Annotated in this window: 21 protein-coding genes and 2 tRNA genes; 9 read left to right on the forward strand and 14 right to left on the reverse strand. The window is 37.7% G+C overall.

Annotation, left to right across the window (positions count from 1 at the left end):
• Positions 1-85: 85 nt before the first annotated feature.
• Entirely contained in the window at positions 86-919 is an 834-nt protein-coding gene (locus tag ATS71_RS14815; protein WP_058405519.1) for a hypothetical protein, read from the reverse strand.
• 286 nt (positions 920-1,205) lie between these two features.
• Here ATS71_RS14815 and ATS71_RS14820 point away from each other — a divergent pair, with 286 nt between their 5' ends.
• Positions 1,206-1,610, forward strand: coding sequence for a GFA family protein (locus ATS71_RS14820; RefSeq protein ID WP_058405520.1), 405 nt, complete (start codon positions 1,206-1,208; stop codon positions 1,608-1,610).
• On the opposite strand, the gene ATS71_RS14825 is transcribed toward ATS71_RS14820, so the two are convergent.
• The gene (locus ATS71_RS14825) at positions 1,611-2,414 is read right to left on the reverse strand and encodes a hypothetical protein (protein ID WP_058405521.1); all 804 of its coding nucleotides are present in this window, start codon (positions 2,412-2,414) and stop codon (positions 1,611-1,613) included.
• 292 nt (positions 2,415-2,706) lie between these two features.
• Between ATS71_RS14825 and ATS71_RS14830 the strand changes: the two genes are divergently transcribed.
• From ATS71_RS14830 to ATS71_RS14845, 4 genes are all read left to right on the forward strand, one after another.
• The gene (locus tag ATS71_RS14830) at positions 2,707-3,120 is read left to right on the forward strand and encodes a hypothetical protein (RefSeq protein WP_058405522.1); all 414 of its coding nucleotides are present in this window, start codon (positions 2,707-2,709) and stop codon (positions 3,118-3,120) included.
• 14 nt (positions 3,121-3,134) lie between these two features.
• Entirely contained in the window at positions 3,135-3,536 is a 402-nt protein-coding gene (locus ATS71_RS14835; protein WP_058405523.1) for a hypothetical protein, read from the forward strand.
• 111 nt (positions 3,537-3,647) lie between these two features.
• Positions 3,648-5,036, forward strand: coding sequence for a M28 family metallopeptidase (locus ATS71_RS14840; RefSeq protein ID WP_058405524.1), 1,389 nt, complete (start codon positions 3,648-3,650; stop codon positions 5,034-5,036).
• A gap of 117 nt (positions 5,037-5,153) precedes the next feature.
• The gene (locus tag ATS71_RS14845; protein ID WP_058405525.1) at positions 5,154-5,597 is read left to right on the forward strand and encodes a DUF4826 family protein; all 444 of its coding nucleotides are present in this window, start codon (positions 5,154-5,156) and stop codon (positions 5,595-5,597) included.
• Between the two features lie 42 nt (positions 5,598-5,639).
• On the opposite strand, the gene ATS71_RS14850 is transcribed toward ATS71_RS14845, so the two are convergent.
• The 5 genes from ATS71_RS14850 to mnmA all read right to left on the reverse strand — a co-directional run bounded on the left by ATS71_RS14850 (position 5,640) and on the right by mnmA (position 10,464).
• Positions 5,640-6,098 (reverse strand): GNAT family N-acetyltransferase, encoded by a 459-nt coding sequence (locus ATS71_RS14850; protein WP_058405526.1) that lies wholly within the window; start codon positions 6,096-6,098, stop codon positions 5,640-5,642.
• A gap of 16 nt (positions 6,099-6,114) precedes the next feature.
• A complete protein-coding gene (locus ATS71_RS14855) occupies positions 6,115-7,272 on the reverse strand; it encodes a cupin domain-containing protein (RefSeq protein WP_058405527.1) in 1,158 nt (385 codons plus the stop codon).
• Between the two features lie 87 nt (positions 7,273-7,359).
• Positions 7,360-8,730 carry an adenylosuccinate lyase gene (gene purB / locus ATS71_RS14860; RefSeq protein WP_058405528.1) on the reverse strand — a complete coding sequence of 457 codons (1,371 nt, stop codon included), beginning with the start codon at positions 8,728-8,730 and terminating at the stop codon, positions 7,360-7,362.
• Positions 8,731-8,761: 31 nt separating this feature from the next.
• Positions 8,762-9,364 (reverse strand): high frequency lysogenization protein HflD, encoded by a 603-nt coding sequence (gene hflD, locus ATS71_RS14865; protein ID WP_006792838.1) that lies wholly within the window; start codon positions 9,362-9,364, stop codon positions 8,762-8,764.
• Positions 9,364-10,464 (reverse strand): tRNA 2-thiouridine(34) synthase MnmA, encoded by a 1,101-nt coding sequence (gene mnmA / locus ATS71_RS14870; RefSeq protein ID WP_058405529.1) that lies wholly within the window; start codon positions 10,462-10,464, stop codon positions 9,364-9,366. Before mnmA ends, hflD begins: the two co-directional genes overlap by 1 nt.
• Positions 10,465-10,806: 342 nt before the next feature.
• On the opposite strand from mnmA, the gene ATS71_RS14875 reads away from it, so the two are divergent.
• On the forward strand, positions 10,807-12,069 hold the full coding sequence (locus ATS71_RS14875; RefSeq protein ID WP_058405530.1) for a GGDEF domain-containing protein: 1,263 nt from the start codon (positions 10,807-10,809) through the stop codon (positions 12,067-12,069).
• 195 nt (positions 12,070-12,264) lie between these two features.
• On the opposite strand, the gene ATS71_RS14880 is transcribed toward ATS71_RS14875, so the two are convergent.
• From ATS71_RS14880 to ATS71_RS14910, 7 genes are read right to left on the reverse strand one after another with little or no spacing between them, the layout of a single operon-like run.
• Positions 12,265-12,702, reverse strand: a complete 438-nt coding sequence (locus ATS71_RS14880) for an NUDIX domain-containing protein (RefSeq protein WP_058405531.1) — start codon at positions 12,700-12,702, stop codon at positions 12,265-12,267.
• Positions 12,695-13,378: a pseudouridine synthase gene (locus ATS71_RS14885; RefSeq protein ID WP_058405532.1), complete on the reverse strand. Its 684-nt coding sequence runs from the start codon at positions 13,376-13,378 to the stop codon at positions 12,695-12,697. Before ATS71_RS14885 ends, ATS71_RS14880 begins: the two co-directional genes overlap by 8 nt.
• Positions 13,378-13,707 (reverse strand): TusE/DsrC/DsvC family sulfur relay protein, encoded by a 330-nt coding sequence (locus ATS71_RS14890; protein ID WP_058405533.1) that lies wholly within the window; start codon positions 13,705-13,707, stop codon positions 13,378-13,380. Before ATS71_RS14890 ends, ATS71_RS14885 begins: the two co-directional genes overlap by 1 nt.
• A gap of 3 nt (positions 13,708-13,710) precedes the next feature.
• Complete coding sequence (locus ATS71_RS14895; RefSeq protein WP_058405534.1) at positions 13,711-13,977, reverse strand: DsrH/TusB family sulfur metabolism protein; 267 nt, start codon at positions 13,975-13,977, stop codon at positions 13,711-13,713.
• Positions 13,974-14,330 carry a sulfurtransferase complex subunit TusC gene (gene tusC, locus ATS71_RS14900; RefSeq protein ID WP_058405535.1) on the reverse strand — a complete coding sequence of 119 codons (357 nt, stop codon included), beginning with the start codon at positions 14,328-14,330 and terminating at the stop codon, positions 13,974-13,976. The genes ATS71_RS14895 and tusC overlap by 4 nt, the downstream gene beginning before the upstream one ends.
• The gene (gene tusD, locus ATS71_RS14905) at positions 14,327-14,680 is read right to left on the reverse strand and encodes a sulfurtransferase complex subunit TusD (RefSeq protein WP_058405536.1); all 354 of its coding nucleotides are present in this window, start codon (positions 14,678-14,680) and stop codon (positions 14,327-14,329) included. Before tusD ends, tusC begins: the two co-directional genes overlap by 4 nt.
• 55 nt (positions 14,681-14,735) lie before the next feature.
• Complete coding sequence (locus tag ATS71_RS14910) at positions 14,736-15,401, reverse strand: Bax inhibitor-1/YccA family protein (protein WP_006792828.1); 666 nt, start codon at positions 15,399-15,401, stop codon at positions 14,736-14,738.
• Positions 15,402-15,650: 249 nt separating this feature from the next.
• Here ATS71_RS14910 and ATS71_RS14915 point away from each other — a divergent pair.
• The 3 genes from ATS71_RS14915 (at position 15,651) to ATS71_RS14925 (ending at position 16,601) form a co-directional block, all read left to right on the forward strand.
• Positions 15,651-15,741 (forward strand) — tRNA-Ser (locus ATS71_RS14915).
• Positions 15,742-15,792: 51 nt separating this feature from the next.
• Positions 15,793-15,883: transfer RNA gene (locus ATS71_RS14920), tRNA-Ser, on the forward strand.
• Between the two features lie 337 nt (positions 15,884-16,220).
• Entirely contained in the window at positions 16,221-16,601 is a 381-nt protein-coding gene (locus tag ATS71_RS14925; RefSeq protein WP_058405537.1) for a hypothetical protein, read from the forward strand.
• Positions 16,602-16,679: the final 78 nt, after the last annotated feature.

Raw genomic sequence — 16,679 nt, forward strand, 5'->3', positions numbered from 1 at the left:
GGTATCATACCATTTAAGTATTTTTAAATGCAGTTTTGTGTTCACTAACCTGAACTCAGGTTAATCATTACTTAGGTAGGCTATTTTACCTAACAGGGTTCGAAAGGTTTATGCCTCGGCTCATATATAAGTCGTCGTATTTTAACCCACCGTTGCCATAGGGCTTTTTAGCCGGTCCGGTGTTTGCGTTTGCTAAAAAGTAAATAAGTGGTTGTTCGCGTTTCATTCTAAATTTTGCATTTTTATATACCAGTGTTTGAGTTGTAAACTCCCCACCTTGAACATACACATTATATTGTTGGCCTTGCATTTTTGTAGGCGCGTTATTAACCACATACCAAATGCTGTACCATTGATTTGTATTGAGTGGCTGTGCTGATTGAGCGGCTTTGTAGTTTTGTATATTGCTGTAGCCATTGTCTGTTTTAACCATTAACGTACCGTTGTTTTTAAACCCATTCGACTCGGCTTTATCTGTTACACGCAACGTGGGTTCAAACGCGTTGTAACCCTGCTTTTTTATTTCATTTGGTTGCAGATTACTTAATCCAAAAGCATGGTTATTAGGAAATGTTTCTACATTTATACGTGTAAAAAACGTGTAAGTTTCACCAACTTCTACTACTTTTGGCAGTTTGGTAAAGCTGAGTGCTTTTCGGTTGCCAAAAATACCTTCGGCGGCTGGTTTTTTTAACAAATAATGATTTGAGGATTCAGCCTCTTGCGATATTTTTGTCACTTGTGGGTAGGGTACGTATGGATTGGTTTGATTGTCTGTATCAGCTTTTTGCCATGTTAACGTTTGCGTTTCAAAATTATCGATCAACAACCATTGAGACGTGGAAGAGTGTTGGTGATTTTGACTACATGCCACTAACGAGGTTAACCCCATTAGTAGAAGACCGTTTTTATAGCGCATTGTTTGCTCTTTATGTAATTGGTATTGACAGCATAAACAGAAGTAAATTTATATTGGTAATAAGATTTAGTTGGGTGGTTTTAATTTGTTATTACCAAATTGCATTTACTTTATAACCAATAATAACCTAATTGTAAATCAAAATAATTTGACAGGATTAAATATAGGTAAAAATAATATAAGATTTGACGTGTTCGCAGTAAATTACTGAAACTTATTCATATTAAATAACTTTATAGTTAACATGCGTATGTATTTATTTTTAAGAAATTAATAAGGAAATATTATGTATTCAGGCGCTTGTTTGTGTGGAAAAGTAAACGTAAAAATTACAGGTAATATTACCAGTATTATTCACTGCCACTGCTCTTTGTGTAGAAAAAACAGCGGGACGGCATTTGCTACAAATGGTTTTGTAAATGCAGATGAGTTTTTAATTACTCAAGGGCAAGACTCATTAAGTGGTTATTCGTTTAAACCTGGTAGAACACGGTATTTTTGCACCTGCTGCGGTTCGCCTATTTATAGCGCAAACAGCAGTGATATTAGCCGTATTCGTATTCGGTTAGGTTTACTGGATACAGATATTACAGAAAAACCGTTATCTCATAATTTTGTTACTTCAAAAGCGAATTGGGAGCAGTTAGAAACCAGTTTGCCTTGCTATGAAAAGCATGAGCCAGGTCGCTAATTACTGCGATTCAATGTGATAAATATGGTTAATATCTTTATATAAATTGGGTGCAAGGTGCTCAAAAACTGCAGAATTTTGAATTTCATCAACGCTAATGTGTTTTAACGAACTGGGGCTTAAAACAATAACTATATTTTTATACTCATTAAATTCAACAAGCGCGATTGCTTTAAAGTACTTTCTTAACATGGCCAGTAACAGGTGTAACTCTTGAGCTGTTTTAGGGTTTATGTTGAGTGTTATTTGGCTATTTGAATGACAACAGTGCGTCATATTTTGCCAAAAAAGAGCATTATTTAAAAAGGGCTGGTGATGCTCTCCACTGAATATGTCGATGGTGATCACATCGTATTTAATTTCACATTGCTGAATAAATTGCTCAGCTGATTGTATAAATACAGAGTGTGTTTTTGGCAATTTAAAATGTGTATGTGCAATTTCAACCACATCAGGGTTAATTTCAATGGTATTAAAAGTATGTAGATTTTTTATAAGTTGTTTTTTATTAAGCAAGTAGTATATAGCGCGCTCTACTCCCGCCGTTCCCAGTCCTAAATTTAGCATTTTGAGATTGGTTACTGACTTTAATAAAAAAAGTAGCATGCTTTGATTAACAGGTACTAAGACGCGCTCTGGACTACTTTGGCTCATTACACCCTGAATAACAGCATCTTGCTCACGTTTTTCATCAAGTGTTAACCAACGGTATTGCGAGTTTTCATAAACATAGATAGGACCTAGCGCCGTTTGCTTAAACTGCACAAGGTTACATTTTAGCGTTTCATTTTTTAACTGGCGCATACTTTTACTATTTTAAATGATGACTAAATTGGAATTCTGATTAAGTGATTTACTAACTTATCAAATCATGATGATAATTAAACTTTCCAAGCCTAGGACCTTTAATAAAAACAAGGCGAACTTACAGGCAATAGTTGCTCGAAATTGATTTATTATCCAGAGTCTTCGTTTATTAGTTTGGCACGAAAATAAAAAGTTTACTTAAGTTATTCGGTTTTAAGTTTATTGATTTGCTTAACCGTGTAGTATTTTGGTTTAAATTAAATCATTTAATACATTCAAGGAAAGAAAAATGGGATTAATTTTAGGCCCTGTATTGGTAGTTTGGCTCGCTATTTTTATTTATTCAACTCGACTTGGTTATTTGCTTATTCACAAAAATATGGCTTTAGAGGTCACGCTCATTACTTTGACAGTGGCTTTAGTTGGTGCTATTGCCTTTGTATTTTATGGTTACAAACAATTTATAAATGAAACGTCATTATGGGCATTTGAGATACCTAGCTACTTTGTTTTCAACAAATTTGCAATATTTAGTGTTGGTTTGGCTTTATGTATAAAATTTTTTATTACTAGCTCACAAAATAGCGTAGGGCTGGCCTGTGTTGTTTTTGTAATTTTGTTTGTGTTTTCAGCTTCGGTATTATTAAGTGTGGGTTTGCATGACCGTTTTATAAGTTATAACAATATCCAACTTACTCATTAATTCAAGGATAGAAGATGAGATCGTTTATTTGCGCTGTACATTTTGTGTGTGCTCAGTGGCTGAAAAAAGTGGATCCAAAAAACACGCATACGGGTTACAAAGCGAGTGTACTCATCGGTATGGTCTTATCTGTTTATATAGGGATATTTGCTCTTATTTTTTGTTTTGACTATGCAAAAATACTGACAGATTCATTAAGACATAATTTAATAGTATCTAGTGCACTTTATTTAGCGCTTATTATAGGGGGGATGAATTTAGTAATTGGTAACGCCTCTGATTATAAAGTCAGAGTTCGCAAAAGGGTGAACAAAAAAGTTATTAAACATTATACCTTAGGGCTAAAGCTGTGGATATTTGGTTTGATCCCTTACTTTATAATCATGGCAACTATTTTTATATTGAACTCGAATTAGAACCCTTCTTTACTGCGCTTTAGCGTACTTATTTTCGTATTTACCTCAAATCAATTGCGATATACAAATACATAGGTAATTGTGAACCAATAACAATAAGGAGCGACATATATGCTTAAACCATCAATAAAATTATTAAAGGTAAGCGCGCTTGCGCTTGCTTGCTCAGTATCGAGCGGAGCTAGTGCGGCTGAGGTGCAATACAAAGACCAACAGAAATTACATGATATTGCTGCAAACGTATCAGCTGAGCGAATTGGTAGTGATATTCAAACGCTGGTGGACTTTGGTACACGTCATACACTTTCAGAAACTAAATCTGACACGCGAGGTATTGGCGCCGCACGACGTTGGATTAAAGCCGAGTTTGAAAAAATATCAGCGCAATGTGGTGGTTGCCTAGAAATTATTGAGGTATCGGACACTATATCTGGTGAAAAACGTATCCCTAACCCAGTTGAGGTAGTCAATATTGTTGCTATTCAACGTGGAAGCACAGAGCCAAATCGTATGGTGATGATGTCGGGTGATATAGATTCACGTGTCAGCGATGTCATGGACTTTACTAGTGACTCACCGGGTGCAAATGATAATGCATCTGGGGTCGCTGGAGTTATTGAAGCAGCTCGGGTATTGAGTAAATATAAATTTAATGGCTCTGTAGTTTACGCCGCGTTATCGGGAGAAGAGCAGGGGTTATTTGGTGGTAAAATTTTAACAGCGTACGCTCAAAAGAATAACTGGCAAGTACATGGTGTTTTAAATAATGACATGATAGGCAATATTACGGGCATAAACGGTGTGACCGATAATACGACTGCACGTATTTTTTCAGAAGGTACACGTGTTGTTGAAACAAAAGCGCAAGCTCGTACTCGCCGGTTTACAGGTGGTGAGGTTGATTCTGCGAGTAGAAATCTAGCGCGTTATATTGATACCGTTGCAGATAGATATATACCCAACCTAGACACAATGCTTGTTTACAGATTAGACAGGTTTGCACGAGGCGGACACCATAGACCATTTAATGATGCCGGGTTTGCAGCGGTGCGTATAATGGAAACCAATGAGCATTATGATCGCCAACACCAAGACTTACGCACAGAAAATGGCATTACATACGGAGATACAATTGACGGTGTTGATTTTGATTATGCAGCAAAATTAACATCACTTAACGCAGTGACTATGGCATCTATGGCATGGGCTCCATCCCCTCCAAAAGACGTTAAAATTACAGGCGCGGTTAAAGCCAGTACTTCCTTTTCGTGGCGAAAAAGTAATGATGATACCGTTGCCGGTTACAAAATATACTGGCGTTACACAAGCGAACCGCAATGGCAGTTTAGTAAATACGTGGGTAATGTTTCTGATTTCACACTTGAAAACGTTGTAATAGATAATTACTACTTTGGCGTATCATCAGTAAGTCATGATGGTTTTGAGTCGCCAGTCGTATTTCCAGGTGATGTTGGTTCGTTTGACCATAATATAAAATAGCAATTTGTATAAAAACAAAGCAGTCAGAGTTTTTAAAGTGCAAGCAGCCTGTTTTATGCTTGCACCTTATTTACTAAGACCTTACAGTGTTTAAAAAGAAGTAATAAGGTCATTACAATGGAACAACAACAAAAACAATTAACACCTGAAGAGCAAGCTTTAGCCGAACAACAACGTGTTGCATGGCAACGTGGATGTTTTCAAACAGCACAAAAATATTTAGCAGAAAAAGGCATTATGCCTAAGTCGGTAGTTGAGCAAGACAGCCGTTTTTTAGCGCCTATTTGCGCTATGTGGAAATTTAAAGCGCAAAATGGAAAAACCTATTGGGTTGTTACAGGCCAATTACCAACAGATCATGCTGAAGTGGGGGCGGCATCAGATGCACGTGATGCTATGCGTTATTTTTCGCTGCAATGGCAGCTAAAAGCAGACCAGATAATGAGTACGGGCGCACGTGATAAAACACAGGCAGATTTTGCTAACTTATTAGTGAAAAGAGCGCATGGTCTATACGAGTTATACGATAACGATAAGCTTTGGGCTCACGAACCAAAATAATCAAAAAAGGGTAATCGATTGTCGATTACCCTTACAATTCAATTAATGAACTAACGTAAAAGGTGTTGTATCTGCACACCTAACTGGGCATTTAAGCCTTTGCCTAGGTATACCCGCTTCCATAAATACGTTGCCTTGCTTTATAAATCCATTACGTATAAAGCGTTCAACTTCGTGTAATACACAGTTAACGCTAATAGACTCAATGCCTTGCTCTGTAGCCAAATCAAAAATGTAATTGAGTAATGAGCAATATACCTTTCGGTTTCTGTGATCAGGCAGTACAGCTAAGCGACTAATTAAGCCGTCATCACATAATCGTGCAGTAGCTACAGGACAACGGGTATCGTCTGTTACAAGTACATGCAAAGCTAATTTATCGTAGTTATCAAATTCAACGCGTTTAGGTATGTGCAGCTCATAAACAAAAACGCGCTCCCTTATTTGTTGTAACTGATCTTTTTGTCGATCCCATTCAACTTTAGTTACTCGATAACCCACAATGGCCTCCTACTTGTTACTCTTGGTTTGTGTTAAACCAAATACCTTCATTAACAAGTGTAGTAAACATTTGAACAAAAACTAGGCTGTTTTTTGTTTTAACCATTTCGTTAGTCTTAAACTCAGTCTCGTCGGTCAGTAATTTTACTGCTGCTAAGTCCTCGAGAGGCAGTGTAAAATTTTCACCATTCACACTGACAAGAAGTTCATTATCACACAGCTGATAAATTGCACGTGTGCCACCTACTCGTTCAAAAATAGTTTCTGGCTCTGCCAATTCTTTTAGTATTTGCTCTTGGGTAAAAGCAGGCTCTACTGGTGCTAAGTCCATTTCATGCTTTGGTTGGCTTAAGGTTTTGCCAAGCCACTGCTTAAATAAATCGTTATTTTCTAGCATTGACGCCATAAGGTGTTTAACTTTTTCTACTTCAGCGTTGTTAAGTTCACCTTTAGAGGCTCTGCTTACTAAATTATGATCGGTGTAGCGCGTTTGACCACTTTCAGTATCAATAATATGATCGGCAAAGCTTGAAAGTAAATCTTGCTCATTTGGTGCTCTAAATCCCACAGAGTAATTAAGTGCATTTTCAACTGCGTAGCCTTCATGCGGGCAGCCTGGCGGTATATACAAAATATCACCGGTCTCTAAAATACAGTCTATGACTGCTTCAAAGGCTTCAACTTGTAATAGTTTTTTATTTTGAGCAAATTGCTTAAGCGTTGGGTCGGGTAGGCCTACTCGCCAATGACGTTTTCCTTCACCTTGAATAATGAAAACATCGTATTGATCTAAATGCGGGCCAACACCCCCATTAGGGGTAGAAAAGCTGATCATTAAATCATCAATGCGCCAGTTAGGAATAAATCTAAAGGGCTCTAGCAGCAAAGCTGCATCAGAATGCCAGTGATCAACTGCTTGTACTAATAACGTTGAATTTTGCTCTGTAAGGACTTCAAAGTCTTCAAAAGGTCCTTGATGAGTTTGCCAATCGTTGTTGTGATTAGTAACAATACGCGACTCAATAGAGTCTTCCATGGCTAAGCCAGCAAGTTCGTTTGCATCAAGTGGATCTTCAAAGTGACTAAACCCTTGTTTGATCAAAAGCGGCTTTTTTTGCCAAAAATGGGTTAAAAATTCTTGTTCAGATAAATCGTTTATTTTTAATTGATACATGCGTTTGCCTGCTAGAAATTGCTTTGTTTTTTATACAAAAAAAGCGAAAGGATAAACCTTTCGCTTTTTAATAGTCGCGTTTAATTATTAAACTAAATCGTCAATAAATTCAACCGCGCGGCCAATGTAATTAGCCGGTGTTAGTTTTTTCATTTCTACTTTGGCATCTTCTGGCAGGTCTAAGCCATCGATGAAGTCAGCCATTATTTCTTGATTTACGCGTTTACCACGGGTTAAATCTTTAAGTTTTTCGTATGGCTTTTCAATACCGTATTTGCGCATAACAGTTTGAATAGGCTCAGCAAGTAATTCCCAGTTTTGATCTAGCTCTTCAAGCAGACGTTGTTCGTTAACTTCAAGTTTACTAACACCTTTAAGGGTTGATTGATATGCAATAAGCGCATAACCCATACCCACACCAAGGTTACGTAACACAGTTGAATCTGTAAGGTCACGCTGCCAGCGAGAAACAGGCAGTTTTTGTGCAAGGTGTGCAAAAATTGCATTAGCTAAACCCAAGTTACCTTCTGAGTTTTCAAAATCAATAGGGTTAACTTTATGCGGCATTGTTGATGAGCCAATTTCGCCTGCAATTGTTTTTTGCTTAAAGTGGTTAAGGGCAATGTAACCCCAAACGTCACGATCAAAATCAAGCAAAATAGTATTAAAACGTGCAATTGCATCAAATAATTCTGCAATGTAATCATGCGGTTCAATTTGTGTAGTAAATGGGTTTAATGTTAAACCTAAGCTTGATACAAACTTATCTGCATGTGTATGCCAGTCGTAATCTGGGTATGCACTTAGGTGAGCATTGTAGTTACCTACAGCACCATTTACTTTACCTAGCATTTCAACTTGCGCAATTTGGTCGCGTTGACGCTTTAAACGCATGTATACGTTTGCAAACTCTTTACCCATAGTTGATGGTGTAGCAGGTTGTCCGTGTGTACGAGTCATCATTGGCACTGATTTATACTCAATCGCTTTTTCTTTAATGGCGTTAAGTAATTGGTCACAATATGGTAGCAATACGTTGTCACGGGCTTCAGTTAACATTAAACCATGTGATAGGTTATTAATATCTTCAGAGGTACATGCAAAGTGAATAAATTCGTTGATAGCATGAAGCTCTGCGTTATCAGCCACTTTTTCTTTTAGAAGGTATTCAACGGCTTTAACGTCGTGGTTAGTTGTACGTTCAATGTCTTTAACGCGCTGAGCGTCGGCTTCACTGAAGTTATCAACAATAGCGTTTAAAAGTGCATTTGCTTGTTCGCTAAATGCCGGTACTTCTTTAATGTCGCTTGCTGCAGCTAGCGCTTGCAACCAACGCACTTCAACAATTACGCGGTATTTAATTAAGCCAAATTCGCTGAAAATACTGCGTAGTTCAGTGGTTTTGCTGCCGTAGCGACCATCAACTGGCGAGATAGCCGTTAACGCTGAAAGCTCCATAATAACTCCTAAATATTTGTTTGAACGATAATTAAATTTTTGCTTTAGCAATGGCGATTATTTTTCTTTTTGCAAAGAAAAAGTGACGGCGTTTACCGCCCATTTGTCGCCACAATACTGCACTTCTGATCCCGGCAAGTAGTAATGCGCGGATTTTATTTTGAGTGAGTTGCTGTTTTAATAACTCGGGTTTACCATAAACCTGTATTCGGTGCCCAAGGGGGCTTAGCACCGACGAGTATATATCTGCCAAACCGGCAACAACGGTGTCATCGGTTATGGCAAAATGGTCTAAACGACGATGAATATCATCAATACGTTTACCTAATTCGTTTAAGCTTTTGTCGTTTGCGCTAAGTGCTCGCTCAAGCTGCATTAAGCCACCAACATATTTTACAATCTCAACATCTTTCTGAGCGCCCGCAGAGAGTTGTTCCATCAAGGTTTTGTAGCCATCTCGTAAATTATGAGTACCTTGGTATACATCTTCTGGTGATGCTGGTGATGTTTGAACAATACTAGAAAGCAGTATGTCTAAATCGTGCTCATTATTACTGCCATATTGCGCGATTTTTTGTACTTGTTTAGCGGCTTGGCACATAGCGGCAAGCGCCATAACTTGGTGTTCATTCATTACTTGATCACCGAGTCAATAATACCGCCGCCTAAGCAAACTTCTTGCGCATAAAATACCGCAGACTGACCTGGTGTAACCGCTTTTTGAGGTTCATCAAATAACACACGGGCCATACCGTCATCCCCAACAAGCAAAGTACAGTTTATATCTTCTTGGCGGTAACGTGTTTTAACGGTGCAACGTGTCGTTCCTTTTGGACCTGTACGGTCTACCCAGTGGAGTTGGTTAGCATTTAAACCATTACTATATAGGCGTGGGTGGTCTTTACCCTGACCCACAATAAGTACGTTACGCTCAACATCTTTGTCTACAACGTACCAAGGCTCGCCAGAACCTTCTTTCATACCACCAATTAGCAAGCCCTTTCGTTGGCCAAGTGTGTGGTACATTAAGCCTTCGTGCTCGCCGACGTTATTACCTTCTGTGTCTTCAATAACACCTGGTTGAGCAGGTAAAAACTTTTGTAAAAAGTCTTTAAATTTACGTTCGCCAATAAAACAAATACCGGTGCTGTCTTTTTTATCATGAGTAATTAAATCTTGCTCTTCAGCAATACGGCGAACTTCTGGCTTGGCGATATCGCCCACAGGGAAAAGTGTTTGAGCGATGTGTTCGTGACTTAAGGTGTACAAAAAGTAGCTTTGATCTTTGTTGTTATCTAAACCACGACACATTACATATTTGTCGTCCCGAAGCTCACGACGCACATAATGGCCTGTTGCAATAAAGTCCGCACCCAGTGCTTGTGCAGCAAATTCTAAGAAGGCTTTAAATTTGATTTCTTTGTTACACATTATATCGGGGTTAGGAGTACGGCCTGCTTTGTATTCTTCTAAAAAGTATTCAAATACGTTATCCCAATATTCAGCTGCAAAGTTTACTGTATGTAGCTCAATGCCTAGCTTGTCGCATACAGCTTGTGCATCTTTTAAGTCTTCTGCAGCGGCACAGTACTCGTCATTGTCGTCTTCTTCCCAGTTCTTCATAAACAGGCCTTCTACTTGGTAGCCCTGTTGTTGTAACAAATATGCAGATACAGAAGAATCAACACCGCCGGACATGCCAACGATGACTTTAATGTGACTATTTTCGCTCATGAATAATTTCGCTTATACAGATTACTGTTAACTTGGAAAGGTGGCGATTATAGCATGTATTTTGTTTCTGCTTAAAGAGACTAACAAGGCAAACCTAACAATTAGTGGGTATTTTATTAATATAATAAATAGCTAAGTTACCTAAGGCGCTAACACAATATTTTTTTGAGCAAATTTGATTCCAATTCAATGGTTAAAAACAAAATAAAATATGAGTCTCTTATTAAAATTTAATAATAAGTTCTTTTAAAGTGATTAGAGTATAGATACACTCATTAGTAATAAGGTTGGATGGGTGAACCCAATCAATGAGCTGTAAAATATAATCAATGGAATGAGTATATGAATCACGCATACAAAATTAATAAAATTAGATCGTTCGTAGAACAAAACAAACATCAAGTAAATCTCATTTCTAATAAGCTTTTAATCATAAATTTGTTAGATTTAAAAAAGTCAGCCTATAACCTTTTTTATGAATTAATAAAACTCAAACACGCCCAATCCCATCATCAAATTAGTGATTTGTTTAATTTAATTAAGCACACTACAGAAGTGCATAGTCTGGAAATGCAGCTTTTGGATAAATTAGAACATTGGTGGCTAGAATGGGATTTTGCTATACAAATGCACGAACAATTAAGTGCTGAAAGCAAAGAAATGCCGATGAGCTTTTTATCCCGCAGTACCTTAAACCCAATGCGAAAGCATGAGATAAGTCATTATGCTAAGTTATTTTCAGTGCTCCCTATGCCGGTGTGTAACGTGTGTAGTAAAACTGGTGATATCCTCAGAGTAAACCAACGGTTTGTAGATGTGTTTGGTTATACTGTTGAGGATGTGCCTAACCTTCATGCATGGTGGAAAAAGGCCTACCCAGATCCTCAATATAGGTTACAAGCTCAAAATCTATGGTCTGAAGCTTTGAAAAAAGCGAAGAGTAATAATGACGATATACCAGCCAATAACTACACTGTTGCACGAAGTGATGGCACACAAGTGGTTATGGAGGTGTCGGGGATAAATATTGGCGAAGAATTTTTAGCCGTATTTAAAGATGCAACCGAACGAATAGAGGCTGAGGATATTTTAAGGGATATGGCGTTTTTGGATTCATTAACCAAAATTGCTAATAGGCGTCGATTTGATGAAAAACTTGCCCATGAATTTGATAAAGCCAAGGAATGCGAAGGGGCAATATCCTTAATAATTATTGATGTTGATTTTTTTAAACAGTTTAACGACCGCTACGGTCATTTAGCAGGTGACTCTTGTTTATACGAAGTGGCTCAAACTATTGCATCGACTGTAAACCGTCCTGAGGATTTTGTTGCCAGATACGGTGGTGAAGAGTTTGTTGTGTTACTTCCTGATACGGATAGGGAAGGTGCACTATTTATTGCTGAGCAAATACAGAAGGCTGTTGAAAGCTTGGCAATTGTGCATGAAGAAACTTATAGCGGTTTATTGTCTGTCAGTATGGGTGTTAACTCAACAGCTAATTACGAAAACGATAAAGTAAGCTTTGTTAAAGGAGCCGATAGCGCACTGTATTATGCAAAAGACCAAGGCAGAAACTGTATTGCACTACACTCTCAAAGTTAAATTAATTATTTGTTGCCTACATGGGGTAGGCAAGGGCTTAGGCTGAACGCAGAAATTTTTGCTTTTTTTACTTATCCGTACATGGTTGCAACTCACAAAAATAACACAAGAGCAATTACATACCCCACGTCACTATGTAGGCTCTCTAGTCAGAGCAAACTTTAAAACACACCATCAACATGCCTTAATTTTTGATTAGTTATAAATAGTATCTAGGCTTAATGGCGGACGCGTTATCGCGTCATCAATGCATTTTTGAACGAGCGGGCTTCGTAGTGCTAAAGACTTAATCTGTTCAAGGTTGAACCAGTGGGCACTTATAATATCTTTATCAATTGGATTGAGTTGTTGGCTGGTGCCAGTCGCATCAAATAAAAAACAAAATCTTAAGTAATGAACACCGTTATCAGCGTATAAGTTATAAATGCCTAAAAGGCCTGTAGGGGTGAGTGACAAACCTGTCTCTTCATATAATTCGCGGCTTGCTGCTTGGGCTAGCGTTTCATTCTTTTCTAAATGGCCTGCTGGTTGATTGTAGCAAATGCGGCTAGTAAATTTATCGCGCTCTTTTACTAATAAGTATTCGTTATGTTTTTTTACGATGGCGGCTACTGTTACATTTGGCTTATGCATTAACGCTACCTTTAATGATTTTATATTCACCATTATTAATATCGTCTAAAGTGTAATTACCTATGCTGTAACGGATGAGCCTAAGAGTTGGGTGGCCAATATGAGCAGTCATTCGGCGAACTTGTCTATTTTTTCCTTCATTAATGGTAATACTGAGCCATGTGGTAGGAATAGACTTTCGTTCACGAACCGGCGGGGTACGTTGCCAAATATCAGGTTCATTAATTATTTTTACATTAGCAGGCAGTGTGAGCCCGTCTTTAAGTTCAACACCTTTACATAAAGCTTGTATTGATTGTGTAGAAGGTTCGCCTTCTACTTGGACCCAGTACGTTTTATTGGTTTTTTTATTAGGTGCTGTTAATGTATTTTGTAGTTTACCGCAGTTTGTTAGCAGTAATAGCCCCTCACTATCGCGGTCTAATCGTCCTGCAGCGTATACATCTTTAATAGGAATAAATTCAGCTAGCGTTTTTCTGTCTGCATCGTCGGTAAACTGGCAAAGTACATCGAAAGGCTTGTTAAAAAGTACAATTTTTTTGTCTTTAGCGTCTATTTGAGGTTTTATTTCTCTTTTGTTTGTAGGCTTTTTAATTGCACTTCTAGAATAGGTACGACCCGTATTGCGCTTATTTAAGGAGGCGGGTGTTTGCTTGTTACTTGATTTACTTCTCATTAAATACACCTAGCTGGTTTTGGTAATCCAGCAATTTTTGTCGCTTGTTTAGCCGGGCCCTTTGGGAACAACTTATAAAGATAAATACTATTGCCTTTATCTTCTCCGAGTGCTTTAGCCATTGCCTTTACAAGCATGCGGATGGCTGGGCTTGTGTTGTATTCAACATAAAATTCGCGGACGAAGTTAATCACCTCCCAGTGTTGTTCGCTAAGCGATATATTTTCTTGCTCTGCAATAAGGGGGGCTAGTTGCTTAGACCATTGTGTATGGTCAAGTAAGTAACCTTGCTTATCGGTTTCGATTATTTGTTCGTTAAATTCAAGCATGGATTACCAAGTAATTAATTGCGTAGAGGTTAAAGTAAGCGCTACAAACTCGTCGTAGCTAATGGGAGTTTCGTTGTGTGATAACTTAATTGCGCGAACGTGTGCGTCCTCTTCAAGTACTAAGAGAGCGTCTGAAAACTGTTTAAATTGTTTACTAGCAAAGCACGCGTCACCTAAAAGTAATACCCGGTCATCAAGGCTAATTAAGTTCTCTAATTGATTAGCTGAGTAATAATTTAAAGGTTTTGAAAAAATATGTAGCGTGCTCATAAGGTCACCACATGATGTTGTTTTTTAATAAGTGTTTGTTGTTCACTAAATGTCATTGTATGTGCGTCTATGAGTAAATCAGTTTTGCTTAAACCATAATCAAGAAGCGACTTTTCGCAAACATAGATGTTCTCTACGTCATAAATTTCAAGCGTTTTTATGTTTTTAAAAAAATCTTTTATACCTACTGTAGAAGGAGTTTGATGTTTTTTTAAAGCTAAAACAGCGGGGCCGCTAAACAACCAACTGATATTTTGATCGACAGCTGCAAAAATCAGCGTCATATCGAGCGCGTCGCGCAGGTTTAGATCATCAAATGGACTGCTTTGACTCATTACTAATACATTAATCATTTAAATTGCACCCATTTATCAGCGTCGCTTACTAGCATTGCAAACTCCGCTAAACCTGCCACAGAAAACACGCCTGTATTTGACGTATCTAGGCCTCTTTTTTCTGCAGCGGTTACACACAGCATAAGATTAATATTTTGACTTGATAGCTTCTGCCATAATGCGCCAATTTGAAGCTCATCAGAGGCTAAGTCAAAATGGGTTGATGCATGATAAACGCCTTGCTGGTACAAAAATATTGCGTCTATGGTGTGCCCTTGAGATAAACACGCATTAGCAAACTTAATTATACGTTGGCTGGTGTCGTGATCTGATGGTGGTGTGTGTAATGAAAGAACAAATCGTGCCAAAACAATTCCAATAAAAAAGCCCCAATAAAGGGGCTATTTTAACAGAACTATTTAATTAGTCATCACTTGCGCCAAGTAGGTGCAGTAATGAAGTAAATAGATTGTACACATTCAGATATAAAGATACTGTAGCGCGAATGTAGTTAGTTTCTCCGCCGTTAATAATGCGGCTTGTATCAAATAAAATTAAGCCAGACATAATTAATACAACAGCAGCGTTAAGCACCATAAACATTAAAGAGCTGCCGATGAATATGTTAACAATGCTCGCAACAATAACAACAATTAGGCCAACGGTTAAAAAGCCGCCCATAAAAGAGAAGTCTTTTTTGGTGTTAAGCGCATATGCAGATAGACCAAAGAAAATAAGTGCCGTCGAACCAAGTGCTTGCATAATCAGCATTGGGCCATTAGGCATGGCAGCGTAATGGTTTAACATTGGACCTAAACCGGCTCCCATTAAACCAGTGAAAGCAAATACCCAAAATACACCAGATGCGGTGTCAGCTTTTTTGTTTACAACAAATAGTAAACCAAACGAAACCAGTGTGAACACAATTCCCATAAAGTAAGGTAATTGTAGTGCCATTGAGATACCAGCCGTTACTGCACTAAATGCCAGTGTCATCGCTAGTAAAAAGTAGGTGTTTTTAAGTACCTTGTTTGTTTCAATGGTAGACATTACCGGTTTAGCGGTATTGTACGATTGATTAAACGCCATTGTAGAGCTCCTTTAAGTGAAACGTGTGTTTCGATAATTTAACTAAAATTAGATTACCAACTCTTATATGTTTGGGCAAACCTTTGTGGATCAATAGACATTAATTTTTTAATTAAAGTTCATTTAAGCACCAAAAAGAAAGTTTTTGTTTTATCTTTGAACAAATCAATTGTTTTTTAAGCACTTAAACAATTTTTTTTAAAAAAAGCTTCACAAAGCTAACGGGTTTCCCTATTATGCAGGCCGTGCGGAGAGATGGCAGAGTGGTCGAATGCACCGGTCTTGAAAACCGGCATAGGTTTGTAGCCTATCTAGGGTTCAAATCCCTATCTCTCCACCATTTATTACAATAATTATGAGTACACTCTTACTTGTAATTTATAGCACCTTTGGAGAGATGGCAGAGTGGTCGAATGCACCGGTCTTGAAAACCGGCATAGGTTTGTAGCCTATCTAGGGTTCAAATCCCTATCTCTCCACCATTATATTAAAGCCCGCTAAACAGCGGGCTTTTTTGTTTTTTTAGATTTAACTATTAATTGAAATCAGCATTCTTGTTTAATTAATTTTAAAATTAAACATAGAACTTATGTCATCAAATAATTCTTCTGTTTAACATCTGCAGATTGAATCACCTGTCTTGTTATTTAAAAGCAATAACTTTACCTTTATTAAAATTACCTCCCGAGAACGATAGTTCGTTCGTCGTTTAATGTGTTTTATTTTTGAGCGTAATTTACGACCATAGTCTCTGTTTCTAACTTTGGGTTCTTGGTGCATGCTTATTAGTAAAGTATATGTGTAATTAAGGACTATTAAATGAAACACCAATTAGCAAAAAGCGTTGCGCTTTCATTACTTTCTCCTGTTATTGTGGGTAGCTTATTAGGGGTCTACTATTCGGTAACCTTACAAGGTGAATTTGTCTCAATATTTTTCTCTTTATTAATGACGGCTATTTCTAATGCACATATTGTTGGGTTAACAATGGCTGCATTTGTTGTCCCTGGCTATTTATTAATGTTTAAGTATTCAAAAGTAAACTACTCAGGTGTTTTAACGCTTGGTTTAGTTGGTGGGGCTATTTTTAGTTTTCTACTGAGTGCCTCTACAGGCGAAATATTTTTAATTAATAGTGTTATGTCGGCAATAGCGGCAGGGCTGTTTTTATTTGGTCTTCGTAAAACTTCAAAATCATAATCGCGTCTTTATTAACCAAGGACGCTTTTAAACTACGGAAATTCCTTTTTTTTACCTGCAAAAGGTTCCAATTTTTCA

This window comes from Pseudoalteromonas sp. H71 (assembly GCF_001468485.1).
Classification (GTDB): domain Bacteria; phylum Pseudomonadota; class Gammaproteobacteria; order Enterobacterales; family Alteromonadaceae; genus Pseudoalteromonas.